Source organism: Flavobacterium sp. GW821-FHT12A05, assembly GCF_058807735.1.
This window is the reverse complement of the sequence record NZ_JBXAQY010000001.1, coordinates 684,425-705,721: the sequence shown is the minus strand read 5'-3', so window position 1 is coordinate 705,721 and position 21,297 is coordinate 684,425. Positions and strand designations below refer to the sequence as shown.

The following is a 21,297-nucleotide window of genomic DNA, read 5'->3' as shown; positions in this document are numbered from 1 at the left end:
TTAGGATCTACAATAAACATTTAGCTAAAATAAAATGGAAGGTATAATTCACATTCAGAAAACATTCGAGAAAGTTATTTACATCGATAAAAAAATAAACAATCGGGAGTTTGAAGATTGTGTTTTTAAAAACTGTGATTTTTCGAACAGTAATTTTAATTCCAATTCTTTTTTAGACTGCGAATTCATTGACTGCAATCTTTCAATGACGAGCTTGGCGGGAACGAGTTTAAAAAATGTTACTTTTAAAAATTGTAAACTTCTTGGAATCGCTTTTCACGAATGCGATGACTTTTTATTTCAGGTGCATTTTGAAGAATCTACTTTAGATTATGCTTCGTTTTCTAATAAAAAAATGCCCAAAACTAAATTTATAAATTCGTCTCTTCGAGAAGTAACCTTTGTTGGAACCAATTTAACCAGCTCTGTATTTGACGATTGTAATTTAGACGGTGCTATTTTTAATGAAACACAATTGGCAGCAGTCGATTTTAGAACGGCTTACAATTATAAAATTGACCCCGAGTTTAATGCCATGCGAAAAGCTCAATTCTCAACTCAGGGAATTGTGGGGCTTTTAAATAAATACGATATTAAAATTGTGTAAAAAATGCCACGAATTACACGAATTTGCACGAATTATAGTTTTTAATCATTTGAACTGTAATATAAATTTGTGAAAATTTGTGTAATTCGCGGCGAAAAAAAATAGTCATGAACTCAACTGAATCCTATTTAGAAAGCGTTAAAAAGCAGTTTTTGTATTATAAAATGCTGGGTGAAAAAGCAATGAACCAATTAGAACCGGAACAGCTTTTTACTGCAATAAATGAAGATACAAACAGCATCGCCACAATTGTAAAACATATTTCCGGCAATATGCTTTCGCGCTGGACAGATTTTTTGACTTCTGATGGTGAAAAGGAATGGCGAAACCGTGACTCTGAATTCGAAAATGATTTACAATCAAAAGAAGAAGTTTTTGAACTTTGGAATAAAGGCTGGAAATGTCTGGAAAATGCTTTGGAGAGTTTAAAACCAGAACAGCTTTCGGATATTATTTATATCAGAAATGAAGGCCACACGGTTATTGAAGCTATAAACCGACAATTGGCTCATTATCCATATCATGTTGGGCAGATTGTTTTTTATGCCAAACAACTGAAAAAGAGTTCCTGGGAAAGTTTATCAATCCCGAAGAATAAATCAGGAAATTATAACGCCGAAAAGTTTGCCAAAGAAAAAGAAATCAAGAACTTTACCGATGATGAATTAAAGAAATTGAAATGATAAAAGCCATAAGCTTTAAGCTGTATGCAATAAGCAAAACTGCTTATTACCCAAAGCTTACAGCCTATTGCCTAAAGCATAAAGCATAAAAAAATGAAAAAAATACTATTCTTATTTCCGGTATTGGCTTTGGTATCCTGTTATAACGCAGAGCACAACTGTAAAGATTTTAAAAACGGAAAATTCAAATTTGAGTTTGAAGTAAACGGCGTTAAAAAAACAACTTTTTTCGAACGTAAAGACAGTATTGAAATCGAAACTTTTGAAGGAAAAACAGATACGTCGACTATACGCTGGGTAAGCGACTGTGAATATGTACTGCAAAAGAAACATCCGAAAAATATGGCTGAGGAAAAAGCGATCAGCATGAAGATTTTAACGACTGCAAAAGACTCCTACACATTTGAATTTGGAATGGTGGGTTCTGAAGAAAAACAACGTGGTAAAGTTTTTAAGGTTGATTAAAAACGATTATAATATTTAAAGCTCCAATTATGGAGCTTTTTTATTTTTTCCAGAATCATAATCTATTCTGTTTGACGTCAAGCAAAACCTTTGAACCTTTGCCCCTCTGCTCCTTTGCCTCTTAAAAAATAAAAAATGTTTCTTTTACATTTCTATTTTAAATAGTATTTTAGAACTCTAATCTAACCCAATGAAAAACACCATTTCGCAAAGAGTTGCCGACTTTTTAAAAAGTTATCCGCCGTTTAATTTTCTGCATCCTAAGGATCTTGAAAAGCTTTCGGAACAAATTTCGATTGTTTACAAAGATAAAGACGCTGTAATTTTTGCCGAAAATGATAAAACACATGATTCTTTTTATGTGGTTCATAAAGGTGCTGTTGCTTTGAAAAAAAGCACAAAAAATACGGTTTTAGACATGTGCGACGAAGGAGATATTTTTGGCTTGCGTCCGCTTTTGGCACAGGAAAATTATATTATGGAAGCCGTGGCGCATGAAGAAAGTATTCTGTACGCTATTCCAATTTCAGTTTTTAAACCTTATGCGCTCGAAAATAGAAATGTAGGCAATTTCCTGATCGAAAGTTATGCTTCGAACACTAGAAATCCGTATTCAGATATTCATAAAGACAAATTATACGGCGATGATGATTTATTAAATGAAAACAGACATTCAAATAATGATTCTTTTGACTTAGCGCCCATAAAATATTCTAAAAAAATCGTAACCTGCAGTCCGTCGACAACCGTTAAGGAAATTGCCGCGATCATGAATAAAAAGAAAGTCGGTGCCATTTTAATTGTCGATGAAATGCTGCCCATTGGTATTTTGACCGATAAAGATCTGCGAAATAAAATTGTTACAGGAGATTTTCCTATTACCACGACAGCAGAAACCATCATGACGAAACCTGTTATTACGTATTCGAAAAAAATGACGGTTACAGAGGCTCAAATGGCCATGATGAAAAGCAATATCAGTCATTTATGCCTAACCAAAGATGGTACAGTAAACACCAAAGCTGTTGGGATTTTATCGAAACATGATGTAATGGTGGCTTTAGGAAATAATCCTGCTGTTTTAATTAAGGCTTTGAAAAGAGCAAAAAAAACAAAGGAAATAAAACCGATCAGAAACCGAATTATGCAATTGCTTCAGGGTTATTTAGATCAAAATATTCCGATGACGTTGATTTCTAAAATTATAACAGAACTCAACGAAGCTTGTACCACCCGCGTTATCGAGATTTGTTTAAAAAAAATGAGCAGTCCGCCGCCGGCTAAATTTGCCTGGCTGGCACTTGGAAGCCAGGGACGAGGCGAACAAATGCTGCATACAGATCAGGATAATGCGATTGTTTATGAGAATGTTTCGGAAGTTTTTAGGGATGAAACCAGAGTATACTTTTTAAAATTTGCTTCGTTGGTTAACAAAGGTCTTTTTGATATTGGTTACGAATATTGCCCAGCCGAAATGATGGCTTCAAACCCGAAATGGTGTATGAGCCTTGACGAATGGAAAAGTCAGGTACATCATTGGATTACGAATCCGGGGAAAAACGAGGTTCTTTTATCGTTTATTTTCTTTGATTACAGCATGACGTACGGCGATTCCGAAACAGTAAATCAGTTATCGGATTATATTTTTGAAACCATAAAAGCAAATCCTATTTTTTATATGCATTTGGTGAGCGGCGCTTTGCAAAGCCCTTCTCCTACTGGTTTCTTTAGGCAGTTTTTAGTAGAACAGGATGGCGCAAACAAAGATAATTTTGATATAAAAAGACGTGCTTTAATGCCTTTGACTGATGCGGCTCGTGTTTTAATTTTATCGCATTCGGTTAAATCAATCAGCAATACGGCGGAACGTTTCGAGAAACTGGCTGAATTAGAACCTAATAACAGAGAATTGTATTTATCCTGTTCGTATTCGTTTAAAGCTTTATTGAAATTTAGAACCAAGCAAGGACTTTTGCATCATGATTCGGGGCAATTTATCGAATTGGAATCTTTAACTAAAATGGAAAAAATTAAACTGAAACGTACTTTTAAAACGATTAAAGAACTTCAGGAATTGATTTCGGTACGTTTTAATATTTCAAATTTGGTATAAGATGAGTCTATTTAATTTTTGGAAAAAAGAAGAAAATCTCTTTGATGAAAGTATCACTATCGAAGAAACCCGATTTGTAGTTTTGGATACCGAAACAACCGGATTTGATTATGAAAATGACCGCATTTTATGTATTGGTGCATTGGTGCTTCAAAACGGAATAATCTCGGTTCAGGATAGTCTTGAAATCTATTTACAGCAAGATCATTACGATAAATCGACAGCACAGATTCATGGCATATTAAGAGATTTCATACTTCAACGTCCAACAGAATTAGAGGCTTTACAACAGTTTTTAGCTTTTCTGGGCGATTCAATTATCATTGCGCATCATACCATTTTTGATGTTACCATGATTAATAAAGCACTCGAAAGAAACGGCCTGCCTCCAATCGCCAATATGATGTTAGATACAGCACATTTGTATAAAAAAACTTTAATTAAGTCGCATTTGTTTGAGCGAAAGGATCATTACACTTTAGATGATCTCGCTGATAAATTTGACATTTCTAAAAAAGACCGTCACACGGCTTTGGGCGACGCTTACATAACTGCCATTGCGTTTCTTAAAATTGTAAAGAAATTGCGCGAGAAAAAGGCTGTTTCTCTAAACCAGCTTTTTAAATAATTAAGATATTTTTATGAAGCTTAAATTTACATTTGAGCCTAAAATTTACGATTTAGTAATACATGCCTTATTATTTGTTAGCAATAAGAAAAAATTTAGATAACATACATTTTGATTTTGGGAGATAGCTTTGTCTCTATCAAAAAAAATAAAAACACAGTTTATGAAATCAAATTTTTTAAAATCAGCTGCGCTGTTAGCTATTACAGGTTTCTCTGTAATAAGCTGTAATGATGATGACAACAAAAAACCATCAGACGATGCTGTAAATACAAGCATCGATTTTACTTCTCACTCAAAAATTCCAGCTTTTGTTTATCCTATGGCAGGTTTTGAAAACCTAAATATCACTACTTTAATTACAAGTGCTGATGTTCTTCCTGATTCTCCTAAATTTGTTTACGGTGCACAGCCTGATGGAGCCGGATTAATGAAAAATCCAAGCGGAGAGGGTTATATTATGATTACAAACCACGAAATCATTCAATCTGTTTCAAGAGTATATTTAGACAAAACTTTTAAGCCAGTTAAAGGAGATTATTTAGTTGACGGAGTTGGAGGTTTAACACGTTTGTGTTCTGCAACTTTAGCAACACCGGAAATTCACGGATTTGGTCCTATCTTTTTAACTGCTGGAGAAAGTGGTCAGGAAAGTATGGTTCACGGAATTAATCCGTTAGGATTGTCTACGGACAAAAGCAGAACTGACAGAGTTTTACCAGCTTTAGGAAAAGCAAGTATGGAAAACGCTGTACCGCTTCCAAAAGAGGCTTACCCAGGAAAAACAGTTATTCTTATTGGAGAAGATCAATCGTACGCTACTTCACACGTAAGTGCTGGACAATTGATTATGTATATGAGTTCAGTTGGTGATTTAACTAACGGAAAATTATATGCTTTAAAAAGAACAGACGGAAATCAAGTAGAAACAGACATGAAGTTAGGCAGTTCATATCCTGTTTCTTTTGTTGAAATTCCAAATGCTAAAAACTTAACAGGAGCCGTAATCAACACAACTGTAAACGACTTAAAAGCGATTCGTTTTTCGAGAGTTGAAGACGTAGATTACAGAAAAGGAAGCGCAAGCAACAACAGAGAAGTTTATTTTACAGCAACTGGTCAAGCAACTAATAATGCTCCGGTTGATGGATATACAATGTGGGGAAGAGTTTATAAATTGAAAATGGATGCTTCAGATCCGCTTAAAGGAACTTTAGAATTAGCTGTTGAAGGTGACAGCACTCCAGGAACCGGAATCATCAATCCTGATAACTTATGCGTAACTGAAAACTACGTTTACATTCAGGAAGATGGTGACAGTTACTATGCCGATGCTAAGCACGATTCATACATCTGGCAATACAACATCGCTACAAAACAAAACAAAGCGTGGTTAAACATGAACCACAAAAGAACAGATGCAGCCTGGAATACTTTATACAACCAAACTGGTGAAATGAGATTTGGAAGCTGGGAATTTGGTGCAATGCAGGATATTTCAGATATCATTGGTGTTCCAAATACTTTTACTGTAAATATTCACCCTCACACTTGGCAGAGTGATGCATTTAAAAATGCTGACGGTTCAGGAACTCAAACGAACAAAGAGGGAGGACAAACTGTAATTATTAGAAACGTACAACGATAATAAGCACAGCCAAAATCTATTAAACAACCCTTATTTTCTCAATAAGGGTTGTTTCTATTACAGTACTATTATGAAATTAAAACACTTTACTTTCCTGTTTTTAACGCTTTGCTTTTTCTTTTCATGTCAAAAAAATGAAGTTTCAAAAGCAACGATTAAACAAGATTTACTTGTAGATTTGACCAAATTAAATAATGAAATTGTACAATTTCAGAAACTTGTAAATCAAAACTCATCGCAAAAAGATATTCTCGAGCAATTTAAAAAATCACGTTTGGTTTATAAAAAAGTCGAATGGGCGATTGAATATTTTATTCCGGAAACGGCTCGTTTTATGAATGGTCCGGCTTTGGATGAAATGGAATTAGAAGAAAACAGGTCTTTTGAACCACACGGTTTTCAGGTAATGGAAGAAATGATTTATCCTGAATATAATGCTAAAGAAAGCAAAGAAGATCTAACCCGAGAACTGAATATCTTTCAATCGAATATCAAGCAGCTTAAAAGTACGTTTGAGGTTATTGCAATAAGCGACGATTATGTTTTAGATGCAATTCAGCAAAATGTATTTCGAGTGATTGCTTTGGGAATTACAGGTTTTGACAGCCCAATTTTACAGTCTTCAATTCCAGAAGCCGGACAAAGTTTAATTGTAATCCCGGAATCACTGGATAAAATTAATGCTAATAATAAATCTTTGGCTGAATTAAAAAACCTGACTTTAAAAGCACAAAAGTATTGCGAGGAAAACAACAACTTTAATGCTTTTAATAGAGCTGTTTTTATAAGCCAATATCTTAATCCGATTTCGAAAAAACTAAAAGCTTTTCAGATAGAGGAAAATATTAAAAATGTAAAGAAAAGCAGTCCGCTAAAACCAACTATTGAAACTCTATTCGACAAAGATGCTTTTGATGTAAATGCGTTTGTACTTTCAGACGAATATAATTTTTCTAAAGATAAAGCTGCGTTGGGCGAAAAATTATTTTATGATAAAAGCCTTTCTAAAAACAATGATCGAAGCTGTGCTTCCTGCCATCATCCTGGAAAAGCTTTTACTGATGGTTTGAAAACAAACGTTTCGCTGACGGGTTCTAATTTAGCCCGAAATACTCCAACGCTGACTTACGCTTCTTTGCAAAATGCTCAGTTTTGGGATATGCGCCAGTTAGATTTAGAAAAACAAAGTGTCGATGTGATTCAGAATAAAGATGAAATGCATGGCTCTATGGAAAATATTCATGCAAAAATCCTAGTGGATAACGATTATATCAAATTGTTTAAAAAAGCATATCCAAAAACATCAAAAGCAGAAGCCTGGCAGATTCAAAATGCTATTGCAAGTTATGTACGTTCTTTAAATTCGTTCGATTCCAGATTTGATGAATATATGAGAGGAAGTAAAAACATTCTTAATAATCAGGAAATTGAAGGAATGAACTTGTTTATGGGAAAAGCAAAATGTGCAACTTGTCATTTTACACCTTTGTTTAACGGAACGGTTCCGCCTAGTTATTCAAAAACCGAACACGAAGTTATAGGAACTCCAAGTGAAGCTTCGGGGAAAGCATTAAGCCCGGATAAAGGCCGTTATTTATACAATAAAATGCCTCAATTAGTTGGTGCTTTTAAAACTCCAACGGTACGAAATGCTGCGGTTACTGCACCCTATATGCATAACGGTGTTTTTAAAACCCTTGAAGAAGTGGTTTCTTTTTACAACAAAGGCGGCGGACAAGGTTTAGGCTACGAAGTAGAAAATCAAACTCTTCCTTTCGACAAACTAAATTTAACTGTAAAAGAAGAACAAGCTCTGGTTGCGTTTATGAAAACACTTACGGATAAAAAGTATCAGTAAAACCAACATAATCTTATGAAAGAAAAGCCGGAAAATGAATATTCCGGCTTTTTTAAATATTAAATAATCTAATTAGAAATCATTTTCTTTATTGTATAGATAAATTCTGTTCCAATTTATCTTTGCTTTACTATATCTCCCTAATGAATCGGGTTTTCGATATATTTTTTTAGTAAAATATCCTTCTTTTTTCAGACATATTACACTTGGCAAATTTGATTTTAATTTGATGTAAAAATATCCAGTACTATCTGTTTTACCCGTATTGCCATTGATATCAACATACACATTTTGAATTGGTTTTTCTGTGTCATAGTCATATACATAACCATCAAACTTGTTACTATTGGTACAGCTGCAAAATAATAATATTAGAAAAAGATAACGACTTTTCATACTGAGATTTAGTTTGTGATTGTTGATTTTGTTATTTACCCAGGAATAAATAATTTAGAACAAATATAAATTCAGGATATTCAGCAAAAGTCTTTCATAAGCTTTAAGACTATAACAATAAGCTTTTAATTTCAATAATTACAACTCAAAAAAAAATGCTAAGAATTACTTCTTAGCATTTTCATTTTTTAATCTAAAACCAAACCTATCTGGCCATCGTCGTCTAATTCTGTTTCAACCGAATCATCTTCTGATAATTCTGGCTTTTCCGGAATTTCTTCAACGGGTTCTTCATAAGGCAGCGGGTCTAACAAATTAACTTGTCTTAATTTATCTGCTGTTAATTGATTCCCTAAAGCTTTAAAACCTTTTACAGCTATGAAATCCTCAACATCAATATGTAAATCTTCTTTCTGAACTCCTTTTACTTTCGCAAAAACTAATTGTGCCACCGGACGATAATCTGTCGATACAATCTCTAATTGCGAGTTTGGATGGTCTGTGATAAAACTTTCTTCTTTGCCTTCATTTTCAACAAGGAAACGTTTTAAGAAATAACGTTCTTTTTCTCCGTCATAATAAATGGCCGAAATTGGTTTTTTAGGCTTCCATTTCTCTAAAACGATCATATCTTCCTCAAAATGAGTCGATAATTCCGGAATTATAACTTTCAATTTACCTGTCTGGCTTATTACTAAGATTTTGTCGCTTGGTTTAAATTCTCCCAGCAATTCACCTCTGGCATCAACATTTAAACGTTTTACGGTATCATCAAACCAAACTTTTCTTGGCAGTAAGGTCGAAATTCCTTTTTCTTTTAATTCAATTTTTTTGATTGGGTATTTGGTAACCAGGTTTCCTTTTGATCCACGGCCTTTAATTGCCAATTTAGCAAAATCAATATCGAATTTTAGTTTTTTAATTGTTCCAATCTGACGCAATAAAATAGTTACAACCTCAGCTTCTCCATTTGGATTATGCGAAAAATAAACAACCTGCGAACCGTTTGTACCATTTGTTAAATCATACGCTTTATCACGCGTAACTCCGGTAACATTAAAACGTTTTATATACGAAGGTCCAGATTTACCATCACGGTACATCATATTATAAATGGTACGCTTATCACTCTTATCAAAAACAGCGGCATGTATAATATCTTTTCCAATAAAAGTTTTAGCGTCGACTTTGGTTATCATCAATGTTCCGTCTCGCAAAAACACGATAACATCATCAATATCAGAACAATCCCCTACATATTCGTCTTTCTTTAAACTCGTGCCTACGAAACCTTCTTCACGGTTTACGTATAGTTTTGTATTACGTAAAACTACTTTTGTAGCCTCAACGTTATCAAAGACACGAAGTTCTGTCTGACGTTCACGTCCTTTTCCGTATTTCTCTTTTAATTTGGTAAAATAAGCAATAGCAAAATCAGTTAAATGCTCCAGGTTATGCTCTACCTCTTTCATTTCCTCTTCCAGCCTTGAAATCAATTCATCGGCTTTATCAGAGTCAAAACGTGTAATACGAATCATCGGGATTTGAGTCAAACGCTGTAAATCTTCGTCGGTAATTTCTCTAACGAATGATTTCTTGAAAGGCTCAAATCTATCATATAAATATTTGTAAAGAGATTCTCTGTCTCCATACAATTTAAAGTCAATGTACATTTCTTCACGAATGAAGATTTTTTCTAAAGTAGAAAAATGCCATTTGTTTTTTAATTCTTCTAACTGAATCTCTAATTCCTGACGAAGTAAATCAACCGTTCTGTGGGTCGATATTTTTAACATTTCAGAAACCCCGATAAACAATGGCTTATTGTCTTCAATAACACATCCTAAAGGCGCTACAGAAGTTTCGCAGGCAGTAAAAGCAAACAAAGCATCAATTGTTTTGTCTGGAGAAACACCCGGGAAAAGATGAATTAAAATCTCAACATCGGCCGCGGTATTGTCTTCAATTTTCTTGATTTTGATTTTACCTTTATCATTGGCTTTCAAAATACTGTCAATTAAACTTGATGTATTGGTCGAAAACGGAATCTGTGTAATCACCAATGTATTTTTGTCTAATTGCGAAATTTTAGCACGCACACGCACGCGTCCGCCACGCATACCGTCGTTATAATTGGACACATCGGCAATACCTTGTGTCATGAAATCAGGATAAAGTGTAAAAGCTTTTCCTTTTAAAATCTTAATCGAAGCATCGATTAACTCATTAAAGTTATGAGGAAGTACTTTTGTAGAAAGTCCAACTGCAATACCTTCTGCTCCTTGTGCCAAAAGCAATGGGAATTTTACCGGAAGATTGTTTGGTTCTGCACGACGTCCATCGTATGAAACTCCCCAATCTGTAATTTTTGGAGAATACAAAACCTCCAAAGCAAATTTAGATAAACGTGCCTCAATATAACGCGAAGCTGCAGCTCCGTCACCCGTTAAAATGTTCCCCCAGTTTCCCTGGCAGTCAATTAATAAATCTTTTTGACCAATTTGTACCATTGCATCACCAATACTCGCATCTCCGTGTGGGTGATACTGCATGGTGTGCCCTACTACGTTGGCAACTTTATTGTAACGACCATCATCCAGCTCTTTTAAAGAGTGCATAATACGACGCTGAACGGGTTTAAATCCGTCCTCGATAGCAGGAACTGCACGTTCCAGAATTACATACGAAGCATAATCCAAAAACCAGTCTTTGTACATTCCCGTTACTTTGGTAATAACGTCCTCTCCTTCTTCTTCCTGATTTTCGTAAAAATGCTGTCCTTCAAAATGCTTAGCATCTACGTCAATAATATCATCGTCATCTCCATCCTGATTGTCATCCATCAGGTTTTCATCTTGATTATTCTCGTCGTCGTTTGGAATTATGTTATCGTCTTCTTCGTCTTTCATATATTTTGTTCAGTATAACTACTAAAATCTATTTTAAATTTTAATAAAAAATTAAAATGGAACTGTATCATCAGTAAGCCCATATTTAAAATAAAACTCTTGTTCTTTCTCAATAATCAAATCTGATCTTAATCTTAAAACTTCATTTATATTTCCTTTTTCATATTCATCACGCATTTTATCAGTTATAAAAAATTCTGAATATTGTCCTTTATATCCCTTATCCAATAAATAAGACAAGTCCTTAACTTTTTTGTTTTTAAAAATAAAAATATTATCCTCTAAACTATTTAATGTAACAATCATGTTTGAACTTTCACCATATCTATCTAATATATTATTATCTACATCTGATATTAATCTTAATATTTTATAATCTTCAACAAAATCAGAATTAATTCTTTGAAAATTATTTGAATAATTAAGTAAAAATAAAATATGTGCTTTAGAACGAACAGCTCCTAAATTTACCTTTTTGGGTAATTCAGGAACAGAAAAAAGATTATCTGCTTTTTCTTTGTAGATTGTTTCATTCCTTAAACCTTTCGAAAAATCTTGAAACCATTTAAAAGCTTCTTTTCTTTTACTAGGTGTAGATATTGTAAAATAATTTGCATATGAAGTAATCCAAAACCAACGTTTTAAATCTTGAATTTCAGAAGCAACAGGCTTTTTTTTATGATTAAAGAATTCAACTAAAAAAATAAATTGCATACTTGCTGGAAGCAATTTATTATCAACAACTAGTAATTCTTCAAAAACAAATTTAGCTGCAAGTTTAATACTTTCAATAGACATTTCAACCCGCTCTTTAAAATCAGGATTCTGAGATAAAGTTATTATATCAGTCTTTTTATTATCTAAATACAAATCTCCAAATGAACTTTGTATACTTCTAAAAATTAACTCTCTTACAGCAATCTCTTTTGGTCTTTTATCTATGAAGTTATATTCTTCTAAATTTTCAAGAACCTCATCAATTTTATCTCCTAATCTAAAATTGGATGAATAAGTTTTAGCAGATAGAATCCAGTCAGGAGTAATCGGCTTTCCTTCTTTATTGAGCAAGGTAAAAATGTCTATCGCTTCCTGTAAAGTTCCTCCTGCAATTTCAATAACTGGCATTTGATATCTTTCAAATGTAGTGACAATCTTTTTTAAGCGAGATGTATATAATTTGGATATATCCGAATCGTATTCTTTTTGAATCAATTCTGAAACCGTTAAGAAGCCTTCAAAATCTAATAAAATATATACTGGAACAATATATCTCTCCCTATCTTTTTCTTTACCCCTAAAATTAACAAATTCTTCTTCTTTTAAATCGTAAAAAATATTAAAAGTTGAATTGTATAAATCCTTATCTTTTGTAAAATTCTTTATGTTATTTGGATTCGTTAAAACTCCAAAAAGAGATGACATTCTTTGATAACCATCTAAAACATACTTACAATTAATTAATTCAAAATCACTAATAATATCTTCTTTAACAAAATAAGGGCCAATTTGTTTAGCCATTTTAAATTGTGTTTCAGGTTTCCAAAATAAAAATGAGCCTATTGGGTAATTCTTTTTTATACTCTTTAATAAGTTCATAACATTTTCTAATTCCCAAACAAAATCTCTTTGAAATTCAGGAATTTGAATTACCCCATTATTCATTTCTTTAAGGTAAACATCAAAATTATTATTTGAAGGTTGTAAATTAATTAATGAGCTCATAATAAATTCTTAATTTTGTTATATATATCTTTCAATTCATTTGAACCACATCTTTCATCCAAACTACTTTTATTAACAAATGGCGATGTTAGAAATAATTTTGGAAAGGCATTTTTAAATCTTCTCTCATCATCAGTTATTCCTTTACTATTATTGTCTCGATAATTAATTCCATTTTTTAGAATCTCATAATTATGTTCAGATTGATTTTTATAAATATCTTGAGCAGAGTTATGTAAATTTTCAAATGGGGGTTGTCCACTATATTTTAAAAAATCTTTTTCTACAGCATTTAGATACTCATAAACATTAATCCAAGCTACACAAGCTCTATCATCAGGTCTTGTTGAACCTATTTTTTTATTCCTAATATTAAACAAAACCTGATCTGGCATATAATTTTCCATCGCTCTCTTTTCTAAAACGTGCCATTCAATTTTAAAGAAATCTAAAAATTCTATTAATTTCATATAATCCTCCTTAATTCCTTGTCCTAGATAATCATTATCACTATCGACCAAAACAAAGCCTCTATAATATTTATTTGAAGCTGAATTATGTTTAGAACACATAGCTTCAAAAGAACACAATTCTCCTTTTATTTGATTTTTTGCTCCCGAACCTCCAGCATTTGCAAATTGAATCCATCTATTATTTAAGCAATCTGTCACGTATTTATTTTCATCATCAAAGTGATAAATAATTGATTTAATAAAGTTTGAATCATTTGTACTATTCTCTAAAACAATCCACAAGGGTTGTTGCAAAAAAACAGTCCCTTCTTCCAAGCTATAACAATCTGATTCATTTGATATTACAATTTTCATTTTAGTATTATCTTCATAAGAAAATTGCATCCATGAATCTTCCAACAATTGTCTATCAATCGTATCTAACTTCTGAAATGATTCTGACTCGCTAAGATTTTGTATATCCACATAAGGTTTTGCTCTACTATTTTTGGAATTTATCGGTTTATCAAATATAACACCTAATAAATATGAAATCTTTTTTATTTCTTCATTTTCAAAAATATCATTTTCAATTTTAATCCACATATTTATTGCTTTTGGGCATTTTTAATAGCTATTAATTCTTCCAAAGACTCCCTAAATACATTTTTTGGCCAATTTTCAACATTTCCATTCTTATCTACAATTACTTCTTCAAGATTACTTTCATTTATATGTTTATCGTATTTAACATAATAAATTTTTATATCATTTTCAGTAAAATACTCAAATTTACCTTCTGCAATTAATCTTCTTAATCGTAAAATAAAATTTTCTGAATGTGTTTCTATTAAATACTTTTTATTTTTATCCTTTAAAGATTCTGCGAATCTTTCAGCTAAATCTCCATGAGCAGAAGGGTGAAGATGTAATTCTGGTTCTTCAATTATTGTTAATGATGGCTTATCTTCTTTTAGAAATGATTTCGTAATTAAAGGAAGTGTCTGACTAATTCCTTGACCTACATTGTCTAAACTTGTTTTAAAGATTAAAGGATTTTCTCTTTTTAGTTCAAAATAAAACTTGTTTCGAGATACATCATTATCAATATTAATACCCCATTCTTCAAAGTTTTTCTTATACCATTCACTAACTTGGGATAATATTTTATTTTCCGAATATAGAAAATCATTTATTAAAATTTCATAAGCATATCTACCATCAATTCCCACCTTTTTTATATTCTTATCCTTAGGTTGGTCTTGCTCAATTTTATTTGGTTGAACTCTATACGAACATATATAATCAAAATCAAATTTAAAATCTTCTAAATTTGGTATTTTAATATTAGAATCGATTACTTTATTTAACTCAAAACCTCTAAAAATACATTCATACGACTTGCCTTCGATATCCGCATTTAAAAAATATTTTTTACTCGATAAATCATACTTTAAAATAAATTCATCATTATAATTCCAATAATTTATGTATAAGGTATTTTTTCCAAATTGAACATCAACAGATAATTTTTTATCATTACTTTCAATGCTAAACTTAAAAAGACCTGTTGTTTCTTTACCATAATTAAGATCTGAATAATTCGATCCCAAGATTACACCTTCATTTTCCCAATTAAATGGATTTTGTATATTACCACTTAAGCTTTCTGATATTAATGTCGGTAATTTTGCCAAAGCACTTTTTCCGGAACTATTCTTTCCAATCAAAATAGTCATTGGTTTTAATTCAACATCTTGGTCTTCGTTGAAAAGTTTAAAATTTTTAAACGATATTTTATTAATCATTTTAGTCTTTTTTAAATTATAAAATTTAATCAGATCATACCTGTTCACAAAGTAATTGATAATCCAAGTAAACTAAAAATAAAATTTCGTCATCAATGGTGACGAAATTTTATTTTTTCAATTACGCAGACAGTGACTGCGCTTTTCAAAATTAAAAATTCCGCAACATTGTCGCGGATTTTTATTTAAACCTCCTCCAATTCATCAATCTCAACCTTCAGATTTTTGATAATAAACTCTTGTCTGTCTGGTGTATTTTTCCCCATGTAGAAAGACAACAATTGCTCAATCGAAGTATGTTTATCCATCATAACCGGATCTAGGCGGATGGTGTCTCCAATAAAGTTTTTAAACTCATCTGGCGAGATCTCTCCCAAACCTTTAAATCGGGTGATTTCCGGTTTTGGTTTTAGTTTTTCAATCGCATCTTTTCTTTCTTCTTCAGAATAACAGTAAATCGTTTCTTTTTTATTTCGAACCCTGAAAAGTGGTGTCTGCAAAATATACAAATGCCCTTCTTTAATTAATTCTGGGAAAAACTGTAAAAAGAAAGTAATTAAAAGCAAACGAATGTGCATTCCGTCGACATCGGCATCGGTTGCGATTACGATGTTGTTGTAACGTAATTTTTCTAATCCGTCTTCGATATCCAATGCAGCTTGCAGTAAATTGAATTCTTCGTTTTCATACACAATTTTCTTTGTCATTCCGTATGAATTCAAAGGCTTACCACGCAAACTAAAAACCGCTTGTGTATTTACATCACGCGATTTTGTAATCGATCCGGAAGCCGAATCTCCCTCGGTAATAAAAAGCGTACTTTCTAAGTTTCTTGGATTTTTAGTATCTGGAAGATGCGCTCTGCAATCTCTTAATTTTTTATTGTGAAGATTGGCTTTCTTAGCACGATCTGTAGCCAGTTTTCTAATTCCCGATAATTCTTTACGCTCACGTTCTGCCTGCAGGATTTTACGAAGTAAAGCCTCGGCAGTTGTTGGATTTTTATGCAGGTAATTATCTAACTTGGTTTTGATAAAATCGTTTACGAAAGTACGAACCGAAACCGCCGGCGTTCCATCATCAGAACCCATATCGGTAGAACCTAATTTTGTTTTAGTCTGAGACTCAAAAACCGGTTCCATCACTTTAATACTAATCGCACTTACGATCGATTTACGAACGTCTGATGCTTCGAAATTCTTATTGTAAAATTCACGAATTGTTTTTACAACGGCTTCACGATAGGCTGCTAAGTGCGTTCCTCCCTGTGTTGTGTTCTGACCGTTGACAAAAGAGTGATATTCTTCGCTGTACTGCGTTTTACTGTGTGTTAACGCAACCTCGATATCGTGCTCTTTTAAGTGGATAATTGGGTATTCTAAATCTTCTTCGCTGATTGTCTCTTCTAATAAATCACGAAGTCCGTTTTCTGAATAATATTTTTCTCCATTGAAAATAATAGTCAAACCATTGTTTAAGTAACAATAGTTTTTAACCATTTTAATTACGTATTCTAAACGGAATTTATAGTTTTTGAAGATCGTTTCATCTGGCGTAAAAGTTACTTTTGTTCCTTTACGTTTGGTAGTATCAATTACATCTTCTTCTGAAACTAGATTTCCGGCAGAAAACTCAGCAGCTTTTTGTTTATCATCACGAACAGATTCTACTCTGAAATAATTGGAAAGCGCATTAACCGCTTTTGTTCCGACACCATTCAAACCAACTGACTTCTGGAAAGCTTTAGAATCGTACTTTCCTCCGGTATTCATTTTCGAAACTACATCGACTACTTTTCCTAACGGAATTCCACGTCCGTAATCACGAACAGAAACCGTTTTATCTTTTATCGTTACCTCAATAGTTTTTCCGGAGCCCATTACGAACTCGTCAATACAGTTATCTAAAACCTCTTTTAATAGAATGTAAATACCATCATCTGGAGAAGAACCGTCTCCAAGTTTTCCGATGTACATTCCCGGACGCATACGGATATGTTCTTTCCAATCGAGTGATCGAATGTTATCTTCGGTATATTGATTTTGCTCTAGCATAAGTTGAATTGGATTTTTGGCTAATGTACCATTTATCGGCAAAAAATGAAAGCGTATTCTTTTTTTGTTATGAATAATAACAGGTTTTAAATCTATTTAAATTGATTTTAAAAAATAAGCCCTTTAAAATTATAAAAAAGCCGCGATGAAACAAAAAAATACTATTTGATTCCCAGTACGTCTTTAGCCAAAGCAATCATTTCGGGAGTTCCCGTGTTTTTATTTTTTTCGTCAGAAAGTTTTACAACTCCTTCCCAATGTCTGTTTTCAAGTTTAACTTCGGTTAGTTTTATAACCATATTCATAGATGGCAAACCTACATCGTTGGTAAAATTGGTTCCTATACCAAACGACATCTTGATTTTGTCTTTACAAAAATCTGTTATGCTTTTTACTTTATCATAATTTAGAGAATCTGAGAAAACGATAACTTTAGATTTCGGATCAATTCCCATTTTAGTATAATGCGAAATTACTTTTTGCGCAAATTCAATTGGATCGCCGCTATCATGACGAACTCCATCAAAAAGTTTAGAATATTTTTTGTCAAATTGGCTAAAGAAAATCTCAGTAGTATACGTGTCTGTCAAGGCAATTCCTAAATCTCCTCCATAAACTTGTGTCCAGTGTTCCAGACTCATAAAATTAGCCATTTTAAAGCCGTATTGCGCCGCATGAAACATAAACCATTCATGTGCGTGAGTTCCTAAAGGCCTGATATTATTAACCATTGCAAAATGTACATTGCTGGTTCCTATATAACTTTCTGAACCAAACGTTCGAAGCGTATCGTTTATTAAAACATGCACATCATAAGAATGACGACGTCGTGTTCCAAATTCTAAAATCGAAACTCCAAGCTTGTTATAATTGTCCATTTTGTTCTTCGTAAGCTCTTTTATAGCTTCGTCGTTTAGACGAATTAAATGATTGGATTTATAAAAAAGTTCCGAGATCAAAGCCATCAAAGGCACTTCCCATAAAATTGTGCGATACCAATATCCTTCAACCGTAACTTTTATATCTGATCCTTCCTGGCTAATTTGAACTTCTGACGGATCATAAACATACCCATGCAAAAAGTCGAAATAGGTAGGATCTAAATAAGGGCAGTGATGAGATAAGTACTGCTTTTCTTCTTTAGTCAATCGCAAATCAGCCATTGCATCAACCGATTTTCGAAGTAAATCTGCAAATCCAGGCGGAAAAATATGTTTTCCCCTGTTTATAAAACCATAACGAACTCTTGCCTTTGGAAAAAGTTTTATTACAGTATGCTGCATCGTGAATTTATAGAAATCATTGTCTAAGATCGATTTCAAAAAAGTTGTTTCCATGGCATATTAATTCGAATCCTGAATTGCTAAGATACGCCAATTCGATAAAAGAAGAAAATTCAATCAAACAAAGATCAAATTCTTTCTTTCTGAACCACTTTATAAGACACAATACTGTTGGTATCAATAAAAATGGTGATATACTCGCCTACATTATTATCGTAAGGAATTTGAAATTCTAAACCTCCGCGTTTTTCTTTTGGGTTTAAAACCTTAACGGCCTGATTCTTTTTATTGACATAAAAAACCTGATTGGACTTAGACACATTTTTAATTTCGAAAGTAAGTTTTTCTCCATTTCGGGCTTCAATGATTCCAGATTCCGGAGATTTAATTTTATAGTCGTTCTCGATTGTTTTATTGTAAATCAAGGGTCCGTTTAGAAATTCTTCTTTGTTTAATTGCGTACCTAAATAAGAACCCGAATCAGGAAAATGTTTGGCGAAGAAATAATCAGGATCAGTATCAAAATAAATAGGCGCAAACTCATTTACCATTCTGCCTTTACTACTGTCATAATAACCCTGCCCCCAGGTAACATCTATTAAACACCATCTTTTATCAATCAAAACGGTATTCCATGCATGATTTGAAAAAGTGTTTTTTCGACCAATATCTCTCAAAGAAATTTTAGAATCTCCGCGGATTATTTCGCATTTTAACCCAACAGATTCGGCCAAATGCTGATATAAGGCTGTAAATCCTTCGCAAACGGCTTTTTTAGAGTTAAATGCTTTTTGAATTAATTTATTCTTGAGCTCTTGGATTTTTCTTTCTTTTTCTGCTTCAGAAGAATAACTAAATCCCTGCACTCTTGGCGGATTTAAATAAGCAGCATAATCGTATTTTATATTGAAAGCAATCCAGCTGAAAATAGCTCTTGCTTTATCTCCATCAGATTTAAAATCATCCTGAATTCTATCAGCAAGTTTTTCTGTTGAACTAAAGTTTTTGGGATATTTCGCAACAATTTTATCAACTTCGCTGATCTTTTGAGAAAAAGCAAAATGGATAGAAATAATACTTAATAAAAAGAAAATAAGGGCAGTCTTTTTTTGTGGCATTTAAAAATTTGATTTGATAATATTTTTCAATTCTTGATCTAACTCAACATTTGAAATTTTATTATCTTTTAAATCAAAATTCGAGCCAAAGGCTGGCAATGAAAAACTTCCCTTAATATCGGCTCCGTAACGCGGGAAAAGATTTTGAGCAATTCCTAAAACAGATGCACCGCCTCTTCCTCCAGGAGAAGTTGCTAATAACAACATTGGTTTATGCTGAAAAACATCTTTTTCAATTCGGGAACTCCAGTCGAAAACATTTTTGAAAGCAACAGAATAGTTTCCGTTATTTTCTGCCATGGAAACTACAAGTATATCAGCTTCTTTAAGTTTATTTAAAAATGCCTGCGCTGCTTTGTGCTGTCCTACTTCTTTTTCAAGATCAACACTAAATACCGGCATCGCAAAATCGTTAAGATCTAAAACTTCAACATCGGCATTTTCGAATAAACTTGATGCATAAGTTGCCAAATGTTTGTTGATAGACTGCTGACTGTTACTTCCTCCAAAGGCTATAATTTTCATGGTTTTTCTTTTTGTAATGATTCTTCTATTGGTTCTTTTTTTGGTCCGTCAATTTCATAAATCTCTTTTGCTATTTCTACTGAATATTCGTTTGGATAGATTTTTCCTCCATACGATTTAGCATAGACTTTAGTAAATTCTGCTCCAAAATACAGAATTATTGCCGAATAATAAACCCAAACCAGAATTATTATCACAGAACCTGCCGCTCCATAAACAGAAGCTACTGTCGAGCTTCCTAAATAAAATCCAATCGCAAATTTACCTATCATAAAAAGAATTGCGGTAACTCCTGATCCTATAAAAGCATCTTTCCATCTTATTTTTCCGTCTGGTAAAGTTCTAAAAATAATAGCAAAAAGAAGCGTAATACTTGCCAATACAATCACGACATTCACAACATAAAACAAGTAAACGGTACTTTCTGGAAAATAAACTTTTAAACGCGAACTAAGCAAATCTAAAGTTGTACTTATAAAAAGACTGACCAGCATTAAAAAACCAACCGAAGCAATCATAGAGAATGACATCAAGCGGTTTTGGATGAATTTCTTAATTCCTTTGTCGGGTTTTGCGCGTAGTCCCCAAATAAAATTAATCGAACTTTGTATTTCGGCAAAAACCCCCGAAGCCCCAATTAACAGCATTACAATACCAAATACGGTTGCAAAAATATTATCACCGGATAATTGCACATTTTTAATAGCTTCCTGAATCTGGCTTGCTGCGCCGTTTCCTACCAAACCATTAATCTGCCCATACAATTCTCCTGTTACAGCCTCTTCCCCAAAAAAGAAACCACAAATTGTAATGATAATAATTAATAAAGGCGGTAACGCAAATATCGTATAGTATGCTAATGCGGCGCTCAATTTAATAGCGTTGTCATCATTAAATTCTAAGAAAGTGTTCTTTAACAGAAACCATGTTTTTGAGAATATATTTTTGATTTTCATTTGCTGCTTATTTGATATTCTCTCAAATTTACGCAATAATGAAAAATTTTGAATTCTTGGATTTTAGGAGGA

17 protein-coding genes are annotated in these 21,297 nt (G+C 32.8%); 7 read left to right on the top strand and 10 right to left on the bottom strand.

The window, feature by feature from the left end:
- Positions 1-34 precede the first annotated feature (34 nt).
- From AC1RRQ_RS02770 to AC1RRQ_RS02740, 7 genes are all read left to right on the top strand, one after another.
- A complete protein-coding gene (locus AC1RRQ_RS02770; protein WP_493021199.1) occupies positions 35-607 on the top strand; it encodes a pentapeptide repeat-containing protein in 573 nt (190 codons plus the stop codon).
- A gap of 107 nt (positions 608-714) precedes the next feature.
- Positions 715-1,290 carry a DUF1572 family protein gene (locus tag AC1RRQ_RS02765; protein WP_493021197.1) on the top strand — a complete coding sequence of 192 codons (576 nt, stop codon included), beginning with the start codon at positions 715-717 and terminating at the stop codon, positions 1,288-1,290.
- A 93-nt stretch (positions 1,291-1,383) separates the two neighbouring features.
- On the top strand, positions 1,384-1,755 hold the full coding sequence (locus AC1RRQ_RS02760; RefSeq protein ID WP_493021195.1) for a DNA topoisomerase IV: 372 nt from the start codon (positions 1,384-1,386) through the stop codon (positions 1,753-1,755).
- 190 nt (positions 1,756-1,945) lie between these two features.
- Positions 1,946-3,868, top strand: a complete 1,923-nt coding sequence (locus tag AC1RRQ_RS02755; protein ID WP_493021193.1) for a DUF294 nucleotidyltransferase-like domain-containing protein — start codon at positions 1,946-1,948, stop codon at positions 3,866-3,868.
- Position 3,869: 1 nt separating this feature from the next.
- Positions 3,870-4,496 (top strand): 3'-5' exonuclease, encoded by a 627-nt coding sequence (locus AC1RRQ_RS02750; RefSeq protein WP_493021191.1) that lies wholly within the window; start codon positions 3,870-3,872, stop codon positions 4,494-4,496.
- A gap of 163 nt (positions 4,497-4,659) precedes the next feature.
- Positions 4,660-6,144, top strand: a complete 1,485-nt coding sequence (locus AC1RRQ_RS02745; protein WP_493021189.1) for a PhoX family protein — start codon at positions 4,660-4,662, stop codon at positions 6,142-6,144.
- Positions 6,145-6,214: 70 nt separating this feature from the next.
- On the top strand, positions 6,215-8,002 hold the full coding sequence (locus tag AC1RRQ_RS02740) for a cytochrome-c peroxidase (RefSeq protein WP_493021187.1): 1,788 nt from the start codon (positions 6,215-6,217) through the stop codon (positions 8,000-8,002).
- Positions 8,003-8,074: 72 nt separating this feature from the next.
- On the opposite strand, the gene AC1RRQ_RS02735 is transcribed toward AC1RRQ_RS02740, so the two are convergent.
- From AC1RRQ_RS02735 to AC1RRQ_RS02690, 10 genes are all read right to left on the bottom strand, one after another.
- Entirely contained in the window at positions 8,075-8,398 is a 324-nt protein-coding gene (locus AC1RRQ_RS02735; protein ID WP_493021185.1) for a hypothetical protein, read from the bottom strand.
- Between the two features lie 188 nt (positions 8,399-8,586).
- The gene (locus AC1RRQ_RS02730; RefSeq protein ID WP_493021183.1) at positions 8,587-11,307 is read right to left on the bottom strand and encodes a DNA gyrase/topoisomerase IV subunit A; all 2,721 of its coding nucleotides are present in this window, start codon (positions 11,305-11,307) and stop codon (positions 8,587-8,589) included.
- A 51-nt stretch (positions 11,308-11,358) separates the two neighbouring features.
- Positions 11,359-13,029 carry a DUF262 domain-containing protein gene (locus AC1RRQ_RS02725; protein WP_493021181.1) on the bottom strand — a complete coding sequence of 557 codons (1,671 nt, stop codon included), beginning with the start codon at positions 13,027-13,029 and terminating at the stop codon, positions 11,359-11,361.
- Positions 13,026-14,087: a hypothetical protein gene (locus AC1RRQ_RS02720; RefSeq protein ID WP_493021180.1), complete on the bottom strand. Its 1,062-nt coding sequence runs from the start codon at positions 14,085-14,087 to the stop codon at positions 13,026-13,028. The genes AC1RRQ_RS02725 and AC1RRQ_RS02720 overlap by 4 nt, the downstream gene beginning before the upstream one ends.
- Positions 14,088-14,089: 2 nt before the next feature.
- Positions 14,090-15,289: an AAA family ATPase gene (locus AC1RRQ_RS02715; protein ID WP_493021178.1), complete on the bottom strand. Its 1,200-nt coding sequence runs from the start codon at positions 15,287-15,289 to the stop codon at positions 14,090-14,092.
- A gap of 185 nt (positions 15,290-15,474) precedes the next feature.
- Positions 15,475-17,343, bottom strand: a complete 1,869-nt coding sequence (locus tag AC1RRQ_RS02710) for a DNA topoisomerase IV subunit B (protein ID WP_129025130.1) — start codon at positions 17,341-17,343, stop codon at positions 15,475-15,477.
- Between the two features lie 161 nt (positions 17,344-17,504).
- Entirely contained in the window at positions 17,505-18,680 is a 1,176-nt protein-coding gene (gene pncB / locus AC1RRQ_RS02705; RefSeq protein ID WP_493021176.1) for a nicotinate phosphoribosyltransferase, read from the bottom strand.
- A gap of 74 nt (positions 18,681-18,754) precedes the next feature.
- Positions 18,755-19,744, bottom strand: a complete 990-nt coding sequence (locus tag AC1RRQ_RS02700) for a transglutaminase domain-containing protein (RefSeq protein ID WP_493021174.1) — start codon at positions 19,742-19,744, stop codon at positions 18,755-18,757.
- The gene (locus AC1RRQ_RS02695) at positions 19,745-20,269 is read right to left on the bottom strand and encodes an NADPH-dependent FMN reductase (protein WP_493021172.1); all 525 of its coding nucleotides are present in this window, start codon (positions 20,267-20,269) and stop codon (positions 19,745-19,747) included.
- Positions 20,266-21,225 (bottom strand): YihY/virulence factor BrkB family protein, encoded by a 960-nt coding sequence (locus AC1RRQ_RS02690; protein WP_493021170.1) that lies wholly within the window; start codon positions 21,223-21,225, stop codon positions 20,266-20,268. The genes AC1RRQ_RS02695 and AC1RRQ_RS02690 overlap by 4 nt, the downstream gene beginning before the upstream one ends.
- Positions 21,226-21,297: the final 72 nt, after the last annotated feature.